A 13,643-nucleotide genomic window follows, 5' to 3' on the forward strand; every position below is an offset into this window, starting at 1 on the left:
AATGGAAGAGTTAGATCTAATTTTAGAAACTGCAAAAGAGCAAATGCAAGGAACTGTGGAACATTTAGGTGTTGCATTTGATAAATTAAGAGCTGGTAAAGCTACGCCTGCTATGTTAAGTTCTGTTCGTGTTGATTACTATGGAAGTTTAACTCCGTTAAGCCAAGTAGCTAATGTAACAACTCCAGACGCGATGACTTTAAGCATCCAACCATGGGAAAGAAACTTAATTAACGAGATTGAAAAAGCGATTATTAACGGTAATTTAGGTTTCGCACCTTCAAACAATGGAGATTCTATTATTATTAGTATTCCTCCAGTAACTGAAGAGCGTCGTAAAGAGTTAGTTAAAATGGCAAAAGCGGATATGGAAAATGCAAAAGTTTCTATTCGTAATGCACGTCAAGATGCTAATAAAGCTTTAAAAGCTTTAAAAGATGTTGGTGAAGATTTAGTTAAAGATTATGAAACTCGTGTTCAAGGTTTAACTGATAAATTCTCTAAGAAATTAGAAGAAGAATTAGCTAAAAAAGAAGCTGAAATCATGAAAGTATAATACTTTCAAAATTTCTTAAATAAAATTTAAAGCAGCGTTAAAATCGCTGCTTTTTTCGTTAAATTGCGGTTCAATTTTATAATATGAGAAAACTTTACAGTTTTTTATTCTTACTGCTATCCATCTACCTTACAGCACAAAAAAAAGTTCGTGTTTATGACTCGCGTGATGAGTTCAGAATCTCTAATGCAAAAATTTCTGATAAAGATTTTAAAACTATCGGATATACAAATGATGTAGGAGAATTAGAATTGAACGATTCAATAAAAGAGTTTAATGTTGAAAGTGAGGGTTTTTCAACTCAAAATTTAAAGGTTGATAATCAGAAATTAATTGAAGTTTTTTTAGAACAAAGCACAATTAGTTTATCGGCTGCAGAATTTTTTTCAAATGATTCGATTGCGAGAAATTATGTAAAAAAAGTAATTCGTCATCAATCTAAAAATTCATTGAAAAAAGCTGATTCGTATTTTTTTCAATCCTATACCAAATTTTGGAGTACAGTAGAGCAGGATTCTTTACGTTTAATTTTAAACCCGAAGGATAAAAAAGATTCTTCTATTAATAATTGGCGTAAATTTTTGAATGAAAGTCATATTTTTCTAAGCGAACGAGCGATGGATCATAAATATTCGCGTCGATTTGGAACAAAAAATATCATCAAATCTTCTCGAATTTCAGGTCTTAAAACTCCAATTTATGAATTGGATGCAATGCAACCTGTTTTAATCAATTTAGATCAATCAAAATTTGATTTCTTTTTCCGTGGAATCGAAAATCCAATATCTTCAGATGGTTTAAATTATTATCGTTATAAAATCATCGAAGAATTCCAATTAAATGGTCGTACAACTACAATCGTTGGTTTTACGCCAAGACAGCTTTTAAATAAACGTCAATTACGAGGGGAATTTTGGATAGATGAAAAAACGAAAGCGTTAGTAAAAATTATTGCTGAAAATACAGACGATCAATTTTATGCAGATTTTGATGCGGAATGGCAATTAATAAATAATCATTGGTTTCCGGCTTACCAAATTTATCGTATGGAAAGTGGTTATTTGAACATGGACGGAATTAAAATTGAATCAAATGAAGAAGTTAAAGAAGACGAAAAATTATGGATTTTTCATCAAGTAAATTTCAAAAATATTCAAACTCCAGTTCAATATAAATCCAACGAATTTGCAGGTTATTCGACTGAAGCAGCTTTTGATACCAACACAATTGAAAAAACTGAAAAAGTTTTAAAAGAATATCGTGGCGAATTTTCTGCGAAAGACAATATGACTTACGTTAAAATGGATAGTATTTCTGAGAAATATAATATCGAAGGGAAGATGAAATTGATGCGTATTATCCAAAAAGGAGGTAAGGTTGATATTGGTAAAGTAGATTTAGATTTAACAAAAGTTTTAAGCTATAATAATTTTGAAGGTTTACGATTAGGAGCTGCGTTAAATACCAACGAAAAATTAAGTTCAAATTATTCAATCAACGCTTATACTGCTTATGGTTTTAAAGATGAAACGATCAAGTTTGGATTTGGTGGAGATTATTTTGTAAATAAAGCTTATTCAGGTAGAATTTTCGGAAACTATATGCAAGATGTAAATGCATCTGGTCATATTCCGATGTTATTACAAAGTAATTTTACTCGATTTGTAAACGGAACTTTAAAAAATTTATACAACGATCAATATTATTCATACAAAAAATATAGTGCGGGATACGAACAAGATATTTTTAGAAATGTAACATTTAATGTTTCGATGAATTATGAGAAACAAAAGAATGAATTCGTTTATCAATACGAAAACAATAATGGTTGGTTAGATTTTTATTCCACACAAGTTGCAGTTCGTTGGGCACCAAAAGACGAATATTTGAGAACGCCATATGGTAAAGTAACAGTAAAACAAGGGCAATCAGTTTTCAATATTTTAGCAAATAAATATTGGAAGCTTGGAAATTCTGATTTCGATGCCATTCGTTTAAATGTAACTTATTCAGATATTTTTGAAACTCGATTGGGTAAATCTAAACTAAATGTATCTACAGGAGCAGTTTTCGGAGAAATGGCTTTAATGAATCTTTTTGAAGGAATGGGAAATGCTAAAAATAAACCTGTTTTTCAAAATTTTGGAGTTGCAACAGCGAATAATTTTGAAACAATGTTACCTGGCGAGTTTTACTCAGATCGATATTTTTCATTTCAAATCAAACATATTTTTGCAGGCGTTCGTATCGGACAAAATGTAATTTTACCTCAGTTTGTTTATCGTGGAATTTTAGGTACAATGAGCCACAAACAAAATCATAATCTATTTGATTTTAAAACCCCAAATCATTATTTCCACGAAACTGGATTAGAAGTAAATAATATATTTTTAAGAAATTTTGGTTTAGGAGTTTATTATAGGTTAGGTGCATATTCTCATTCAAAATTTGAAGATAATTTACACGTGAAACTAACTTTTAATTTGAATTTGTTTTAAACACATAAAATATTAAACATTTATAAAAAATCCGTTAAGAAAGTTTAAATTCTTAACGGATTTTATTTTTATTGAAACTTTTTCGCAAAAATTATGCCTTTAGTTTTTCTAAGATAGAAATATAACTAAATTTGTAAGTATAAATTTAATAATAATATGCAATCGTACGGAATTAAAGCCTTATTAGAAAAAGGTAAAGATTTGTTACAACAAGAAGTAGTTGTTAATGGATGGGTTAGATCATTTAGAAGTAATCGCTTTGTGGCGTTAAATGACGGATCTACAATTAATAATGTACAAGTTGTAGTAGATTTCGAAAATTTTGACGAATCAATCATAAAACAAATTTCTACAGCTGCATCTTTATCTGTTATAGGTGTAGTTGTTGAAAGTGAAGGTGCTGGTCAAGAAATTGAAATTATTGCTAAAGAGATTAAGGTTTTAGGTGTTGCTCCTTCAGATGAAGTTCAAGGAACAATTTTACAACCAAAACAACACTCTTTAGAAACTTTAAGAGAACAAGCACATTTACGTTTTCGTACGAATTTATTCGGAGCTATTTTCCGTGTACGTAACTCGTTAATGTTTGCAATACACAAGTATTTCAACGAAAATGGATTTGTTTACGTAAATACTCCTATTATCACAGGTTCTGATGCAGAAGGTGCTGGAGAAATGTTCCACGTAACAAATTTAGACGTTAATAATTTACCTCGTACAGAAGACGGAGCAGTTGATTATACACAAGATTTCTTTGGTAAATCAACGAACTTAACTGTGTCTGGACAATTAGAAGGGGAAACTGCTGCAATGGGATTAGGTAAAGTTTATACTTTTGGACCAACTTTCCGTGCAGAAAACTCTAATACGTCTCGTCACTTAGCTGAATTCTGGATGATTGAACCAGAAATTGCATTTTTTGACTTAGATCAAAACATGGATTTAGCAGAAGATTTCATGAAATATGTGATTTCTTATGCAATGGAAAATTGTAAAGATGATTTAGCTTTCTTAGCGCAACGTTACGATAAAGAGCAACAAGGTAAACCAGCTGCAGAACGTTCAGAATTAGGATTAATTGAGCGTTTAGAATATGTTTTAAACAACCAATTCGTTCGTTTATCATATACTGAGGCTGTTGAGATTTTAAAAGAATCTAAACCAAACAAAAAAGGAAAATTCAAATATCCAATTGAAGGTTGGGGAGCTGATTTACAATCAGAACACGAGCGTTATTTAGTTGAAAAACACTTCAAAACTCCAGTAATTTTATTTGATTATCCAGCAGAAATTAAAGCATTCTACATGCGTATGAACGAAGATGGAAAAACAGTTCGTGCAATGGATGTTTTATTCCCAGGAATCGGTGAAATTATCGGTGGTTCTCAACGTGAAGAGCGTTTAGAAGTTTTAGACGAAAAAATGAAAAAATTCGGTATTGATCCAGAAGAATTATGGTGGTACCGCGACACGCGTCGTTTCGGAACTGTTCCACATTCAGGTTTCGGTTTAGGATTAGAGCGTTTAGTTTTATTCGTAACAGGTATGGGTAACATTCGTGACGTTATTCCTTTCCCAAGAACTCCAAATAATGCAGAATTCTAATTAATAGAATTTAAAATATAAAGTTGGGTTTAATCAAATTTTATTATATTAGAATAGTGATTAAACCCATTTTTTAACTTATTTCATTTTTATGTTAAAGCAGGAATTAAATTTAAAATTACAACAGAAATTATCGCCTCAGCAAATTCAATTAATGAAGTTAGTCCAACTTCCTACGGTTGCATTTGAACAACGCGTACAAGAAGAGTTGGAGGAAAATCCTGCATTAGATGACCAATCTTCAGAATATGATGATGAATATTCAAATGAACAAGATGACTGGGAAAATGATGGTGATGATTATGGCGACGATCAAGTAATTGATACGAGTGATATTAATATTGACGAATATTTAAGTGATGATGATGTTCCGAATTATAAAACATACACCAATAATTATAGCGATGATGATGAGGAAAAATCAATTCCTTATGCGCAAGGTATAAGTTTTATAGAGTTTTTATCAAGCCAAGTTTCTACGTATCGTTTAACAGAACAACAATTTAAAATAGCTGAATTTATCTTAGGTAACATCGATGATGATGGTTATGTTCGTCGTGAATTAAAATCTTTAGTAGATGATTTAGCATTTACGCAAAATATTTTCGTGTCTTATGAAGAGGTCGAAAATATTTTGGTTAATTACATTCAAAAGCTTGATCCGGTTGGTGTCGGAGCTCGTAATTTGCAAGAATGTCTTTTAATTCAATTAGAAAATAAAAATCAAACTCCAGCTGTAGAATTAGCAGAAAAATTAATTTTTGAATCTTTTGATGCTTTTACTAAGAAACATTATTCTAAATTGTTAGCGAAGTATGATGTGGACGAAGAAGAATTACGTGAAGCAATTTCTGAAATTGAGAGATTAAATCCAAAACCAGGTAAATCATTCTCTTCAAGTGGAAAAATTGTAGAACAAATTACGCCAGATTTTACCATTAATATTAATGACGGTGAATTGGAATTATCCTTAAATGGTCGTAACGTACCTGAACTTCGTGTTTCGAATACATTTGCTGAAATGTTGGATACTTACAAAAAAACTGAACATAAATCAGCACAGCAAAAAGAAGCTGTAATTTTTGTAAAGCAAAAGTTAGATTCTGCAAAATGGTTTATTGATGCAGTGCAACAACGTCGTAATACATTAATGTACACGATGGAAGCTATTATGAAATTCCAGAAAGAATATTTCCTTACGGGTGATGAAACGAAAATTAAACCAATGATTCTGAAAGATATTTCGGATCGAATTGGAATGGATATTTCAACAGTTTCTCGTGTGGCAAACTCTAAATATGTAGCGACGCCTTATGGAACGTTTTTAATTAAAGATCTATTTTCAGAATCATTAACAAATGAGGAAGGAGAGGAAGTTTCAACGCGCGAAATTAAGAGAATTCTTCAAGATGTGATTCAAGACGAAGATAAACGTAAGCCTTTAACAGATGAGAAATTAACTGAAATTTTAAAAGAAAAAGGTTATCCAATAGCTCGTCGAACTATTGCTAAATACCGCGAACAGCTAAACATTCCGGTTGCAAGATTAAGAAAAGAAATTTAAAAATATAAAAGCTATCTAATTTTAGGTAGCTTTTTTTATGTCTTATCATTTAAATGTTTAACTGATAATATTTAGATGCAGGATAAATCGTTTGCGAAACTAAACGAAAATGATTCTTTTCTAAAACTTTACAAGAAGCAATATTTTCGTTTATAACCCAAGCTTCAATTGTTTTGAAATTTTTAGTTATTAAGTAAGAAATTATCCATTTTACAACTTCTGTTGCAAAGCTATTTCCCCAAGAATCTTTTGCGAAAGAATAACCAATAATAGCTTTACTGTAAATGGGTTGATACATAATTGTACCAATCAATTGTCCGGAATCCTTTTCAATAATTCCAAATCTAAATTCATATTTAGAAGCTTTTACTTCTTCATCACGTTTCAACATTGCTAAAGTATCTTCTAAAGTTTTATGAGGCTTAGATTGTCGGTATTTCATAGCATCTTTATCAGAATAAATTTCAAATAATCGAGTCGCGTCAGAAATATTTAATTCACGAAAAATTAATCGTTCAGATTCCATTTTTATTTTACATTTGAGATGCTTAATTTAACACAATTATAAAAGCAAAATGAGTACAATAGAAAAAAATCAACCCAACTTAATCAAAGCTTGGGTTTCATACGATTGGGCAAATTCTGTTCATTCTTTAGTTATTGCATCTGCGATTTTTCCTGTATATTATACTGCAATGACAAGAGGCGAAGATGGTTCTCCAATCAAATTTTTAGGATTATTACCCGAATCGGCTTTTAATTTTTCATTGGCGATTGCATTTTTCTTTGTTATTGTACTATCTCCTGTTTTATCATCCATTGCCGATTTGATTGGGAATAAAATTAAATTTCTACGATTTTTCTGCTATTTAGGAAGTTTATCTTGTATTGGGATGTTCTTTTTTACTTCCTCTGATTTAACGTGGTTTGCATTACTCTTAAATATTACAGGAAGTATTGGTTTTTGGGGTAGTTTAGTGTTTTACAACGCTTTTTTACCAGAAATTGTAACGGAAGAAAAAATGGATTCTGTTTCAGCAAAAGGCTATATGAATGGTTATATTGGCTCTGTTGTGTTATTATCTATTTGTTTAGCAATGATTCTTTTTGCGCCAGAAGAATATTCTTCATTATTAACGCGTATTAGCTTTTTATTAACTGGTTTATGGTGGATGGGATTTGGCCAAATTGCTTTATCCAAATTGCCTAATAAAAAGAATAATCGCGAAGTTCCGAAAGATATATTTAAAAGCAGTTTTAAAGGATTATCAAACACATTTAAAGAATTAAACAGTTATAAAAATATCCGTGTATTTTTAGCAGGTTTTTTCTTTTATAGTTTAGCGATGCAAACTATTTTCTTGATGGCTGCAATGTTCGGAAGTTCAGAAATAAAAATGGAAAGTCAAGAATTGATTATGACGATTCTTTTAATACAAGTTGAAGCCATTTTAGGAGCTTGGATTTTTTCGTATTTATCTGGTAAAATTGGAAATAAAATCACGATTTTAATAGGAATTATTATCTGGATTGTAACTTGCATTATTGGCTATTTAATTCAGCCAGATCATCCTGATGTAAAAATTCATTTCTATTCTATGGCTGCTTTAGTTGGTTTAGTAATGGGAGGTTTACAAGCATTATCTCGATCTACTTACGCGAAATTATTACCAGAAACTGAAGAAACAACAACTTATTTTAGTTTTTACGATATATTCGAGAAGTTAGCATTATTTTTAGGTTTAGTGATTTATGGTTTATTGATTGAATATACTGAAGGTATGAAAACTTCTGTACTTGCAATGGGATTTTCGTTTACAATTAGTTTTGTGATTTTGTTATTCTATAAAATGGAGAAGAAGTAATGGTAAAAAAAATAAAGAATTTTTTTAAATTATTTTTAGTAGGAATAATTCCTATTATGGTAATTACATTTATGATTAAAGATTATTTTAAAGCGAAAAATAACTTACAAAATTTTCAGTTTCAAATTCATATTTCGGAAGTCTATTATTATTTAAATACTAAAAATTTTATTGATAGTACAAAGTTAGATTTAAACCAAGTATATTCAACAAGTGATCCTGGAAGATTAGCTAATTTAGATAAAACCTATAGATTCGGTTTAATTAGTAATTCAGATACTATTTATTTTAAAATTCATCCTTCTTACAATAATGATTTTGAATATTATTTATTTAATGAAAAAGAAGATTTTTTAATAGGTAAATACACCATTAAATAAATCTTGTGATAGAATTTTTAATAACAATTATATTCGAATGAATTATACTTAAAGTATTTAAAGCTTTTGGTAATAGATTTTATTGGTTGATTTTAACTTTAAGTTTCTACTCAAAAGAAGAGAAAACTAAAATCATAAAAGAAGACCAATCATATCATTTGATATTAGGAATATTTGTTATTTGTATCATTATTGTATAAAATAAAAAAGCGACTATTTAGTCGCTTTTTCTGTTATATACTGTTCGAATTTTAAATCAGGTATATCGTAAGGATCAAAACCATTATACAAATGTTCTATTAAATTTTTTACTTGGAAGTAATTTAATAATTTAGAATAAGATGCACCTTGATCATATACTGGTATTTCGACCAAAAATAAAAATCGGTCGTATTTAGAAATCTGAACAGTATTGCCATCGTCATTTACAAATCCAATAAAACTACCATCATAATCTGGTAGGTTATGGAAAATATCAATAGCTTGTTCTAAACTTCCTACTAAAGGAAAGTCCGTTTCGACGCATAAATTGTCGGCGTAATTTTCAAAGAATATTTTCACAGTGCAAATTTAAGAAATTTTAATCTATTTTACCGAATTGCTTTTATTTCGTTTTAGATTTATATAAATTAGCATTCAAATTATGGAAAAAATGAGTTACGACATTATTGTTATTGGAAGCGGACCAGGAGGATATGTGGCAGCAATTAGAGCTTCTCAGTTAGGAAAAAAAGTAGCAATCGTTGAAAAAGCAGAACTTGGAGGGATCTGTCTTAATTGGGGTTGTATTCCAACAAAAGCTTTATTAAAAAGTGCTCAAGTATTCAAATACTTAAATCACGCGGAAGATTTTGGATTAAATAAACCATCAGATATTTCTTTTGAATTCGGAAATGTTGTTGCACGTTCACGTGGAGTAGCAGACCGTATGAGCAAAGGTGTTCAGTTCTTAATGAAGAAGAATAACATCGAAGTAATACAAGGTGCAGCGCAAGTTTTACCAGGGAAAAAAGTAAAAGTTACAGCAGCAGATGGAACATCTAAAGAAATCGCAGCTGAAAATATAATTATTGCAACTGGAGCGCGTTCTCGTGAATTACCTTCTTTACCACAAGATGGTAAAAAAGTAATTGGTTATCGTGGTGCTTTAGCTATGGAAAAACAACCAAAATCTATGATTGTTGTAGGTTCTGGAGCTATTGGAGTTGAGTTTGCTCATTTCTACAATACTTTAGGAACTGATGTAACTATCGTAGAATATTTACCAAGAATTGTTCCTGTTGAAGACGAAGATATTTCTAAACAATTACAATTATCTTTAAAGAAATCAGGAATTAAAATCTTAACGAATGCAGAAGTTACAGGTGTAGATACTACAGGAGATCTTGTAAAAGCTACTGTAAAAACGGCTAAAGGTGAAGAAATTTTAGAAGCTGAAGTTGTTTTATCAGCAGCAGGTGTTGTACCAAATACAGAAAACTTAGGGTTAGAGGCTGTAGGAATTGCAACTGAAAGAGGAAAAATTGTAATTAATGATTTTTGCGAAACATCTGTTAAAGGATACTATGCAATTGGTGATGTTGTAAAAGGTGCAGATTTAGCTCACTTAGCATCAGCTCAAGGAATTTTGTGTGTTGAACACATTGCTGGGGAAAAGGTAGAAGCAATTGATTACGGAAATATTCCTGGTTGTACATATTGTTCACCAGAAATTGCATCTGTTGGTATGACAGAAGCACAAGCAAAAGAAGCTGGTTACGAAGTTAAAGTTGGTAAATTCCCATTCTCTGCAAATGGTAAAGCAGTAGCGAATGGTGCAGCCGATGGTTTTGTAAAAGTTGTTTTTGATGCTAAATATGGTGAATGGTTAGGTTGTCATATGATTGGAGACGGAGTTACTGAAATGATTGCAGAAGCAGTTGCAGCACGTAAATTAGAAACTACTGCTCATGAAATTATGAAATCTGTTCATCCACACCCAACGATGTCTGAAGCAATTATGGAAGCTGTAGAAGACGCATACGGACATGCAATTCATATCTAATACTCAATAAAAATTAATATAATTAATACTAATACATTACAATGAAAAAATTATTCGGAGTTCTATGTGCAGTTGGTGTTTCAGCATCAATTTTAAGTTTTAATCACAATGAAATTGCTGATTTTGAAGGAACAAATGCTCCAGATTTAGTAAAAAGCCATGTAGAATGGAAAGGTACTAAATTTGATCAAGCTCAAAATAAAGATAAATGGCACAACGGTAAAGTTGAGTTAAAGGATGCTAAAGTTAAGATGAAAAACAATTCTCCTGAAGCTGTTTCTGTTACAGTTGATTTATCTAAAATGACAAATTACGATTTACCAGATGCGATGCAAGGTCGTTTAGTTTCTCACTTACAATCTGCAGATTTCTTTGATATTAGCGTTTTCCCAGATGCTACTTTTACATCAACTAAGATTACGAAATTAACGAATGATAAATTTCAATTTAACATGGAAGGAAACATCAAAGTAAAAGGTGTTTCTCAAGCAATTAATGTTAAAGGTCACATTGTAAATGTAGATGGTAAACAGATGTTAGAATCTGAATCTTTCCAATTAAACGGAGAAGAATTTGGATTTATTAAACCAGGAGGTGGTTATAAAAACGTTGATTTACGTGTACAATTATATTTAGATTAATAGATTTAAATAATTCAATATTAAAGCGATATCGTTAGTTCGGTATCGTTTTTTTTTATAACTTTATTATTTAACATTAATTTTAATGAATCAACAGGGATGAAATTTTATTACTACATATTATTTTGGTTACTTCCTGTTTTCGGTTTTTCGCAATACGAAATCAAAGAAATTGTGAAAAATCAATGTGTTCAAACAATTCCTACAAGCTTCACTATTTTTGAAAATCCAACTTATACGCCAAGTTATCGTTCAATAAAAAATGAATTTGTTGCACTCTTTACAGATTATGATGAAAGATATTGGACTATTGCGAATTATGTTTATCCAACTGCTTTAGACGCCTATAATAATACGAATCCCTACGAGCGCGATGTCGTAGGAAGACTGGTGGAATTTGAAATTTCTAATCCTGCAATATTTTATTTACGATTGGATGAAAATTTATTAGAAAATCCGAGAAAAGTAATAATTAAATATCAAGTTAATTTTGCTATTCAACCACCAATTAGATATGGTTTCGAAGTGATTGGTTGCGAGTTGGATAATGAAACTAATGTTTATAATCTTAACAAAGCACTTTTTGATATTTATAGTTACAATTATTACTACAATTTTACATTTTATAAAAATTTTCAAGACGCGAGTTTAAATCAGAATCCGATACCTGATTTTGAGTTAGAAAATTACCAAGCGTCTAAATCCGACGAAAGTATTTTTTTAAAAGTCGGCTATAATTCTGATTATATAATTTCAGATTGCGTTTCCATTTACAGTTTAAAATTAAGTACTATTAATTTTGATAATTATATTCCGAATAAAGATTTAACATTTTGCGGTGTACCTTATGAAATTGAAGGACCTTTTGATCGCAATAATGTTTTTCAGTTTAATAATTTTGAATGGTACCACAATGGTAATTTAGTTTCGGATGAATTTAAAGTCAATATAAATAATGTAGGTCAGTGGGAAGTTTTTTTTGATGTTAGTACAGGTTGTAGATCTTCAATTACGATCAATGTAACACAAGAAACGGGTGAAAATTATATTAAAAATGTTCGTTCTACAATGACTCAAGTTATTATTGAAGCAGAGGATCCGAATTTAATTTCTGGTTACTCAACTGACGGAGAAATTTGGCAAGATTCTAATATTTTTAATAATTCAACAGATTTATTTTTTACATTTTATTTTAAAAATAATCAAGGTTGCGTTTTTGGACCATTTACTTATGATATTTCAAATTTTTTCACATTTTTGAGTCCTAATTCGGATGGAATTAATGATAAGTGGGATATAAGATCAAAATTAAAGTTAGAAGAAAACAATTATAGTATTCAAATTTTTGATCGCCAAGGAAAGATTTTGATTGAAGGATTGTTGAAAGATATTTTACCATGGAATGGGTATTATAATAATCGAAAATTAGCTACAGGAACTTATTGGTATAGAATTTTTAAAGATAAAGTTGAGGTAAAATCAGGAAGTATTTTATTGAAGAATTAATTACTTCAAGGTTAATTTAATATTAATTATTGATTCATGATTTTTATTAGTTGTGATAAATAAATTATTAAAGTTATATTTGCATCGCAATATTACTAAACGTAAAAAACTTTAAAAATTATATATATGAAAAAATTCTACTCTTTAGTGGCAGTAGCTGCGTTATCTTTATCTGTTAATGCACAACAAGAAACTTATAACTATGTTTTAGCTGATCAAGGTTTTGCTAACGCACAAGATATTAATACTGGAAATATTCTTGCAGGATTCATTACTTATGAAGCTAAGAAAAACGGTTCTTCTAATGGACCAAAATACTATGATACAGGATCTAATTTAAGATTATATTCTAACAATGCTGATGGAAATGGAAATTCTTACGCTATTAAAACTGTAGGAGAAGCTAGAATTCATTCAGTATTAATTAAAACTGATACTTTCGCTGATTACGCTCCAAACACAGCTATTATTACAGTAGACGGGGTTGTTGTACCTACATTTATTGAAGATGGTGTTTATGTAATAGAATTTGATACTCCAGCACAAAATGTTACTATTAAAAATGGACAAACAGGTTCTTCTGCTCAAATTAGAATCCAAGAAGTTGAAGTTGTTTTTTCAAGAACTTTAAGTGTTGCTGATTATGCAGAAGCTGCTAAAGCTATCAAAAATACAGTTTGGACTAACACTGCAGTATTTTCTACAAAAGGAAATGCATCAGTTGAGGTTTACAATGTAAACGGACAATTAGTTAAATCTTTCGAAGTTAACGGAAACAAAAACGTTAATGTTTCTGATTTAGCTGCAGGTGTTTATGTAGTTAAATCTACTGAAAACGGTAAAACTGTTACAACTAAAGTTGTTAAAAAATAATTAGAAAAATTTCTAAATATATTTGCTAAGCCTCGCTATTGCGAGGCTTTTTTATTTGGATAATTTTAGATATAAGCTTATTGTTTAACTGATTGATTTTTAGTTATATGT

General features: G+C 30.1%; 12 protein-coding genes. 10 read left to right on the forward strand and 2 right to left on the reverse strand.

Translation table 11 applies throughout. The annotated features are described in order from the left end of the window. Position 1 precedes the first annotated feature (1 nt). From frr to rpoN, 4 genes are all read left to right on the forward strand, one after another. A complete protein-coding gene (frr, locus tag J9309_RS10630; protein ID WP_230475857.1) occupies positions 2–556 on the forward strand; it encodes a ribosome recycling factor in 555 nt (184 codons plus the stop codon). Positions 557–639: 83 nt separating this feature from the next. Next, positions 640–3,054: a DUF5686 family protein gene (locus J9309_RS10635; RefSeq protein ID WP_230475858.1), complete on the forward strand. Its 2,415-nt coding sequence runs from the start codon at positions 640–642 to the stop codon at positions 3,052–3,054. Positions 3,055–3,210: 156 nt separating this feature from the next. Beyond that, complete coding sequence (gene asnS / locus J9309_RS10640) at positions 3,211–4,659, forward strand: asparagine--tRNA ligase (protein WP_230475859.1); 1,449 nt, start codon at positions 3,211–3,213, stop codon at positions 4,657–4,659. A gap of 91 nt (positions 4,660–4,750) precedes the next feature. Continuing rightward, positions 4,751–6,223, forward strand: coding sequence for an RNA polymerase factor sigma-54 (gene rpoN / locus J9309_RS10645; RefSeq protein ID WP_230475860.1), 1,473 nt, complete (start codon positions 4,751–4,753; stop codon positions 6,221–6,223). Between the two features lie 49 nt (positions 6,224–6,272). Here rpoN and J9309_RS10650 read toward each other — a convergent pair whose 3' ends face one another. After that, complete coding sequence (locus tag J9309_RS10650; protein ID WP_230475861.1) at positions 6,273–6,749, reverse strand: GNAT family N-acetyltransferase; 477 nt, start codon at positions 6,747–6,749, stop codon at positions 6,273–6,275. Between the two features lie 49 nt (positions 6,750–6,798). Between J9309_RS10650 and J9309_RS10655 the strand changes: the two genes are divergently transcribed. Next, positions 6,799–8,088, forward strand: coding sequence for an MFS transporter (locus J9309_RS10655; protein ID WP_230475862.1), 1,290 nt, complete (start codon positions 6,799–6,801; stop codon positions 8,086–8,088). Beyond that, the gene (locus tag J9309_RS10660) at positions 8,088–8,468 is read left to right on the forward strand and encodes a hypothetical protein (RefSeq protein ID WP_230475863.1); all 381 of its coding nucleotides are present in this window, start codon (positions 8,088–8,090) and stop codon (positions 8,466–8,468) included. The genes J9309_RS10655 and J9309_RS10660 overlap by 1 nt, the downstream gene beginning before the upstream one ends. A gap of 213 nt (positions 8,469–8,681) precedes the next feature. Here the strand turns inward: J9309_RS10660 and J9309_RS10665 are convergent, their stop codons facing one another. Beyond that, complete coding sequence (locus J9309_RS10665) at positions 8,682–9,029, reverse strand: hypothetical protein (protein WP_230475864.1); 348 nt, start codon at positions 9,027–9,029, stop codon at positions 8,682–8,684. 91 nt (positions 9,030–9,120) lie between these two features. Here J9309_RS10665 and lpdA point away from each other — a divergent pair, with 91 nt between their 5' ends. From lpdA to J9309_RS10685, 4 genes are all read left to right on the forward strand, one after another. After that, positions 9,121–10,512 (forward strand): dihydrolipoyl dehydrogenase, encoded by a 1,392-nt coding sequence (gene lpdA / locus J9309_RS10670; RefSeq protein WP_230477868.1) that lies wholly within the window; start codon positions 9,121–9,123, stop codon positions 10,510–10,512. 41 nt (positions 10,513–10,553) lie between these two features. Beyond that, positions 10,554–11,153 (forward strand): YceI family protein, encoded by a 600-nt coding sequence (locus tag J9309_RS10675; protein ID WP_230475865.1) that lies wholly within the window; start codon positions 10,554–10,556, stop codon positions 11,151–11,153. 99 nt (positions 11,154–11,252) lie between these two features. Next, entirely contained in the window at positions 11,253–12,659 is a 1,407-nt protein-coding gene (locus J9309_RS10680) for a T9SS type B sorting domain-containing protein (protein WP_230475866.1), read from the forward strand. Between the two features lie 126 nt (positions 12,660–12,785). Beyond that, positions 12,786–13,532, forward strand: coding sequence for a T9SS type A sorting domain-containing protein (locus J9309_RS10685; protein WP_230475867.1), 747 nt, complete (start codon positions 12,786–12,788; stop codon positions 13,530–13,532). The last annotated feature ends 111 nt before the right edge of the window (positions 13,533–13,643 follow it).

It is taken from the genome of Faecalibacter bovis (genome assembly GCF_017948305.1).
Lineage (GTDB): Bacteria > Bacteroidota > Bacteroidia > Flavobacteriales > Weeksellaceae > Empedobacter > Empedobacter bovis.